The sequence below is a fragment of the Salmonella sp. NW177 genome, from assembly GCF_051811585.1.
Lineage (GTDB): Bacteria > Pseudomonadota > Gammaproteobacteria > Enterobacterales > Enterobacteriaceae > Salmonella > Salmonella enterica.
On sequence record NZ_JAMMZV010000005.1, the window covers coordinates 291,378 to 298,247 of the forward strand.

Here is a 6,870-nt window from a genome sequence, read left to right on the forward strand (position 1 = left end):
GAGGCAAGTGAAACAGATTAAATAAATCGCCCGACGCGAAGGTCGGGCGAAGAAAATCAGGAGCCCAGACGGTAGTTCGGGGACTCTTTGGTGATGGTCACGTCGTGAACGTGGCTTTCCTGGATACCCGCACCGCTGATACGCACAAACTCCGCTTTAGTACGCAGTTCGTCGATGGTAGCACAACCGGTCAGCCCCATACAGGAGCGCAGGCCGCCCATCTGCTGGTGAATGATCTCTTTCAGGCGACCTTTATAGGCTACGCGGCCTTCGATACCTTCCGGCACCAGTTTGTCAGCAGCGTTATCGCTCTGGAAGTAACGGTCGGAGGAACCTTTGGACATCGCGCCCAGAGAACCCATGCCGCGGTAAGATTTGTAAGAACGGCCCTGGTAGAGTTCGATTTCGCCCGGGGATTCTTCGGTACCGGCCAGCATAGAACCCACCATCACCGCGCTCGCGCCTGCGGCGATGGCTTTGGCGATGTCGCCGGAGAAACGGATACCGCCGTCAGCGATAACCGGAATTCCGGTGCCTTCCAGCGCTTCAACTGCGTCAGAAACAGCGGTGATCTGCGGAACGCCCACGCCAGTCACGATACGAGTCGTACAGATAGAGCCAGGGCCGATACCCACTTTCACCGCGCTGCAACCGGCTTCCGCCAGTGCGCGAGCGCCTGCGCCCGTCGCGACGTTGCCGCCGATGATTTGCAGGTCAGGATATTTAGCGCGCGTCTCACGGATACGTTGCAACACGCCTTCTGAATGACCGTGAGAAGAGTCGATCAGCAGGACGTCAACGCCTGCCGCCACCAGCGCGTCAACGCGCTCTTCGTTGCCCGCGCCTGCGCCGACCGCCGCGCCGACACGTAAACGGCCCTGCTCATCTTTACAGGAGTTTGGTTTACGTTCCGCTTTCTGGAAATCTTTTACGGTAATCATGCCAAGCAGATGGAAGTTATCATCAACGACCAGCGCTTTTTCTACGCGTTTTTCGTGCATTTTTGCCAGCACGACTTCACGGGCTTCGCCTTCACGAACGGTCACCAGACGCTCTTTCGGCGTCATGTAGACACTCACCGGCTGGTTCAGGTCAGTCACAAAACGCACGTCACGACCGGTGATGATACCCACCAGTTCGTTATCTTCAGTCACCACCGGATAGCCCGCAAAACCGTTACGCTCGGTCAGGGCTTTCACTTCATGCAACGTGGTGGTTGGCAGGACGGTCTGCGGGTCGGTCACTACGCCGGACTCGTGTTTCTTCACGCGGCGAACTTCTTCCGCCTGGCGCTCGATGGACATGTTTTTGTGGATAAAACCAATGCCGCCTTCCTGGGCCAGGGCAATTGCCAGGCGCGCTTCCGTCACGGTGTCCATCGCCGCAGAAAGCATAGGAATATTCAGACGAATAGTTTTCGTCAACTGCGTGCTGAGATCGGCAGTATTCGGCAAAACGGTGGAGTGAGCGGGAACAAGGAGGACGTCGTCAAACGTCAGGGCTTCTTTAGCGATACGTAGCATGGGCAATATCTCACCTGGGAGGTTAATAAATATTGCCGCGGCATTATACAGAACGTAATCGGTTGCATCTACATTTTTTTGCAAATAGTGCTTGCGATCCCCCGTGAGCAGGTTACTATCGATTGAATAACCTGCTGATTTAGAATTTGATCCCGCTCACATGTTATCCTCTCAAACTTCCTCAATTTTTACCGTAAGCCGCCTTAACCAGACGGTTCGTCTGCTGTTAGAACAGGAGATGGGACAGGTATGGATCAGCGGCGAGATTTCTAATTTCACGCAGCCTGCGTCGGGCCACTGGTACTTTACGCTCAAAGACGATACCGCTCAGGTGCGCTGTGCGATGTTCCGTAACAGCAACCGCCGGGTGACGTTCCGTCCGCAGCACGGGCAGCAGGTGCTGGTACGCGCCAATATCACGCTGTACGAGCCGCGCGGCGATTATCAAGTCATCGCCGAAAGTATGCAGCCCGCGGGCGAAGGCTTGTTGCAGCAGAAATATGAGCAGCTAAAAGCCAAACTCCAGGCCGAAGGCTTGTTCGATCAGCAGCATAAACAGCCGTTGCCCTCCCCGGCCCACTGTGTCGGGGTGATCACCTCGAAAACCGGTGCGGCACTGCACGACATTCTCCACGTGCTAAAGCGTCGTGACCCATCCCTACCCGTTATTATCTATCCGACGGCGGTCCAGGGCGACGACGCGCCGGGGCAGATCGTTCGTGCTATCGAACTGGCGAACGCGCGCGGCGAATGTGATGTACTGATCGTCGGACGCGGCGGCGGTTCGCTGGAAGATTTGTGGAGTTTTAACGACGAACGCGTGGCGAGGGCGATTTTTGCCAGCCGCATTCCGGTGGTCAGCGCCGTCGGTCACGAAACGGACGTCACGATAGCTGATTTTGTCGCCGACCTGCGCGCGCCTACGCCATCAGCAGCTGCAGAAATTGTCAGCCGCAACCAGCAGGAGTTGTTGCGTCAGATTCAGTCCGCCCAACAGCGTCTGGGCATGGCGATGGACTACTACCTCGCCAACCGTAGCCGTCGTTTCACGCAGATTTTTCACCGTCTGCAACAGCAACATCCGCAACTGCGTCTGGCCCGTCAGCAAACCGCGCTGGAACGTCTACGCCAACGGATGGGATTTGCGCTTGAGGCCAGGATTAAGCAGGCCACTCAGCGCCAACAGCGCGTAAGCCAACGCCTGAGCCAGCAAAATCCGCAGCCGCGCATTCACCGCGCGCAGTCGCGCATCCAACAGCTGGAATATCGTCTGACGGAGAATATCCGCTCACGGTTAAGCGAACAGCGCGAGCGTTTCGGCAACGCGGTCACGCATCTGGAAGCGGTCAGCCCGTTAGCCACGCTGGCGCGCGGCTATACGGTTTCGACGACAACGAACGGCAAGGTGCTGAAAAAGATCAAACAGGTCAAAGCAGGCGATATTATGACTACGCGGCTGGAGGACGGTTGGCTTGAAAGTGAAGTCAAATCCGTCACGCCGGGCACGTAATCCAATATTCCCTCACTCTTTGCAGCGCGATGTTGGGTTTCGACTTCGCCTCAGCCAACCTACGCGCCACGTCGGATAAGGTGTAGCCATAATCTGACGATCAACCGGTTTGTCATTCGCCTCAAAACCGGGCAGGGAACGCCCGCCCGGTTTTGTCTAACTTACCAGTTATAGCGCAGATTCAGGCTACCGTTCAGATCGCCAAAGTCATTGCTGCCAGTCTGCCCGGCAACCTGAGCGCGAACGCTCCACTGCTTATCGATATCTGCCTGCAGACCCACTTTCAGCTCCGCACGGTTAGCCGGAAGATCCTGTTTTACCGTGGCATCATCAAACGATACCGACACATCATCACTGGTGTGCAGCCAGTTAGCTTCAGCAAACGGCTGGATAACCGTACGGCTGCCTTTGTACAGCTTGCCGTCAACACGCAGACCCAGACGAGTTGTCCAACTGTCGCCATCCTGACCATCGATCCGGGTGCCGTAGTTATCCTTCACGCTATCCGCTGAGTAATTCTGCCAGACAACCTGCGCCTGCGGCGTCAGACTGACAGTATTGCCGTTGCTAAGCGCAATATCGTAGCGATAACCAGTTTCCAGCGAGACGGCGTTAGCGGTTGAATCATAAGATTCAGATCCCGCATCACCGCTCTCTACGCTGTTGTTGTAGAAACCATATTGGTACCAGCTGTCGACATACGCGCCGCTATGCGTTTGGGCATCGGCAAACCAGGTGGCATAGACGCCAAGGTTATAGCCGTCTACGTTGCCGCTACTGGTGAACTGGCTACCGTCTGCGCCACGGTTACCGGTGCTGTCGGTATCGGCGTTGATGTAGCTCGCCATGACGCCAACGGTAACGCTCTGCTGGCCGTTACCCCAGGCCAGAATGTCGCCGCCTAACTGGAACTGAGAGTAGTTGCTGTCCATATCGATATTGCCGCTGACAGCCTCGGATTCCGCTTTACCCGCTTTGAAGCGCGCCCATACGCTGCCATCGGCATTACGATACTGGCTGCCCTCGCGGTCATAGAGGGTCTGCATTTGCAGGTTGCGCGCCATCCACTGGTTGCCCATGTACGCGCCGATATCCGCACGGTACTGCGGTGCGACATCGCCGCCATCGTCCGGAGGCGTGACATTACCGCCATCGCCGCCGTCGTCCGGAGGCGTGACATTACCGCCATCGTCACCGCCATCCGAAGGCGTGTCATCACCGCCGCTGTCGTCATCATCAGACTGTGCTTTTGACGCCAGATACCAGTCGTTGTCACTTTCATTCCAGTACAGACGGTAGGTATACAGACTAGCGTTAACCTCATTTTTTAGCTCAAACGCATCGCTGGTCGATACGCCGCCAACATCCACCACTTCGATACCGTTAGTGGTCTGTGCTCCATCGCCGATGCCGTTGATGTACAGATCGGTAGTGCCGGAGGCATCGCCGGTAATGACTAACTTATCGGTCGCCGAATCATCGTCGCCCAGGACGGTATTCAGGTAAAGCGAGCCGCCGTTGCCGGTGTAATTGCCATCGACATAAAGCGTATTGCCAGGCGTGCTGGAGCTGCTACCGCTGGTTATTGTCCCCATGTTGATCAGATCGCCATTGAGGGTGAAGATGGCGCCTGTTTCCTCGCTGTCGCCAAAGACCAGCGTCCCTTCGTTGGTCACCTTACCGTTAACGGTCGTACCATTGCTGCCGCCGAAGGTCGCCCCGGAAGCGACGTTCACCGCCTGCTGGCTGCCCATCTCGCCAATCGAGCCGTCTCCGGACAGCCATAGCGTGCCTTCCTGTACGTTAGTATCGCCGGTGTAGGTGTTCGCGCCGCTCAGCGTCAGTTTACCCGCGCCCAGTTTGGTCAGCGATTTACCGTCCCAATCGCCGTTGCCGGTTTTATCGCCCAGTACGCTGGTGACTTCAAAACTGTCGCCTGCGCCCAGAGTAAACGTGCCGTGTGCTGGCGTCGCTGACGTGACGGTCGCATTCCAGCTCAGCCCTTCGGTAAGCAAATATTCTGACGCATCTGCAGGATTGATTGTCCCGGTTACGGTCAGATAGTCCGGCTTGTCGGTGAGGTTCATCGTCAGGCTGGTAAAATCGCCGCTGATATCGCTGTCCATATCCATCAGTTTAAAGGACTGGAACTCCGCATCGGAGGCGCGCGCTTGCAGGCTGGCGTCGCTGACGACCAAATCGCCGCCAAGCGTGGCGCTGCCGCCGGTGATCAGCGGTTGCACTGAGTCACTATTCAGCTCAACGTTCAGCGTACTGCCATCTTGCTGAATTAACGCGCTGTCGCCGAGATCCAACGAGGTGCCGAGCGCCAGTTGGGTCGTCGCGCCGCTATGAGTGGTGATGCCGCCCGCCGCGCTGACTTCACCGTCTGCGTCCAGCACCAGCGTGGCGTTATTGTCTACCAGACCGGTGCCCAGCGCCGTCGTACTGGCGGCGACCAGCGTACCCTCATTGATGGTGGTGCCGCCGCTGTAGTCGTTGTCGCCGGAGAGGATCAGCGTGCCTGCGCCTTCTTTGGTCAGCGATTTACCGTCCCATCTGCTACCCGGATCCAGCGTGTCATCAACGTCTGTCAGTGTAGCCGCAACGTTAAAGCTGCCGTCAGGGTCGCTCAGGGTAAAGGTGCCGTGGGCGTTGGTAGTGGCGTTGTCTCTGTCCGCATACCAGGAAAGGGAGGCCGTCAGGTCATAGTTGGTGTTGTCCGTTTCATCGACTTTTCCGTCGATAGTCAGGAAGTCAACATCTTCGCGGTTCATCCCTGCAATGGTCAGATCGTCGAAATCGCTCGTAATGGCGCTGTCGCTGTCAATCAGCGTGTAGGTGTATGCCTCAGGCGTCCAACTGTCCGTAACGCTGCCGATGCCGGTAACATTCAGAGTGCCGCCCAGCGTGACGCTGTCGGCGGTAATCACGGCGTCGTCGGTGGCCGCGCCGAGGTCAATACTTAGCGTACTGCCGTCTTCCTGGGTGAACTGGCCCGCGTCAAGGGTGCTGCCCGCTGCCAGCGCGGTAGTGGCGCCGCTATGGGTGGTGACGTTCGCAAGCTTAAATGCGCCGTTGGCATCCAGCATCAGCGTACCGCTGTTGTCGATATTGCCGCTGCCCAGCGCGTTGACGTTGGCGGCAATCAGCGTACCGCCAGCGATGGTGGTATCGCCGAAGTAAGTGTTGTTGTCCCCGCTTAACGTCAGCTCGCCGGTACCGGTTTTCACCAGCGAGCCGCTGCCGGAAAGCGTATTTTCCAGCTCGCCTTCGCCCACCTGAAGCACGCCGCTGTTGTCGATATCGCCGCTGCCTAACGAATCCGCATGGTCAGCCGTCAGCGTACCGCCGGAAATAGTGGTGCCGCCGGAGTAAGTGTTATCGCCGCTTAACGTCAGCTCGCCCGTGCCGATTTTCACCAGCGAACCGGTGCCGGAAAGCGTATTTTTCAGCTCGCCCTCGCCGACCTGAAGCACGCCGTTGTTGGCAACAGCTCCGGTCCCCAGTGAATCCGCATTGTCAGCCGTCAGCGTGCCGCCGGTAATGGTGGTGCCGCCGGAGTAAGTGTTATCGCCGCTTAGCGTCAGCTCGCCTGTGCCGGTTTTCACCAGCGAACCGGTGCCGGAAAGCGTATTTTCCAGCTCGCCCTCGCCCACCTTAAGCACGCCGCTGTTGGCAATAGTCCCGGTCCCCAGCGAATCCGCATGGTCAGCCGTCAGCGTACCGCCGGTAATGGTGGTGCCGCCGGAGTAACTGTTATCGCCGCTTAGCGTCAGCTCGCCTGTGCCGGTTTTCACCAGCGAACCGGTGCCGGAAAGCGTATTTTCCAGCTCG

At 57.7% G+C, this 6,870-nt stretch carries 3 protein-coding genes; 1 reads left to right on the plus strand and 2 read right to left on the minus strand.

The genetic code is table 11. The annotated features are described in order from the left end of the window. Positions 1 to 56 precede the first annotated feature (56 nt). Entirely contained in the window at positions 57 to 1,523 is a 1,467-nt protein-coding gene (guaB, locus tag NA986_RS16175) for an IMP dehydrogenase (RefSeq protein WP_000944174.1), read from the minus strand. Positions 1,524 to 1,683: 160 nt separating this feature from the next. Here guaB and xseA point away from each other — a divergent pair, with 160 nt between their 5' ends. After that, positions 1,684 to 3,033: an exodeoxyribonuclease VII large subunit gene (xseA, locus tag NA986_RS16180; protein WP_023215822.1), complete on the plus strand. Its 1,350-nt coding sequence runs from the start codon at positions 1,684 to 1,686 to the stop codon at positions 3,031 to 3,033. A gap of 161 nt (positions 3,034 to 3,194) precedes the next feature. On the opposite strand, the gene shdA is transcribed toward xseA, so the two are convergent. Then, positions 3,195 to 6,870 (minus strand): fibronectin-binding autotransporter adhesin ShdA (gene shdA, locus NA986_RS16185; protein ID WP_439039724.1); only part of this gene is annotated, 3,676 nt, incomplete at its 5' end.

What these genes read in the sequence shown, in the direction of transcription:
- guaB (WP_000944174.1), bottom strand. Translation starts at nt 1,523, where the DNA reads ATGCTACGTATCGCTAAAGAAGCCCTGACGTTTGACGACGTCCTCCTT.
- xseA (WP_023215822.1), top strand. Translation starts at nt 1,684, where the DNA reads ATGTTATCCTCTCAAACTTCCTCAATTTTTACCGTAAGCCGCCTTAAC.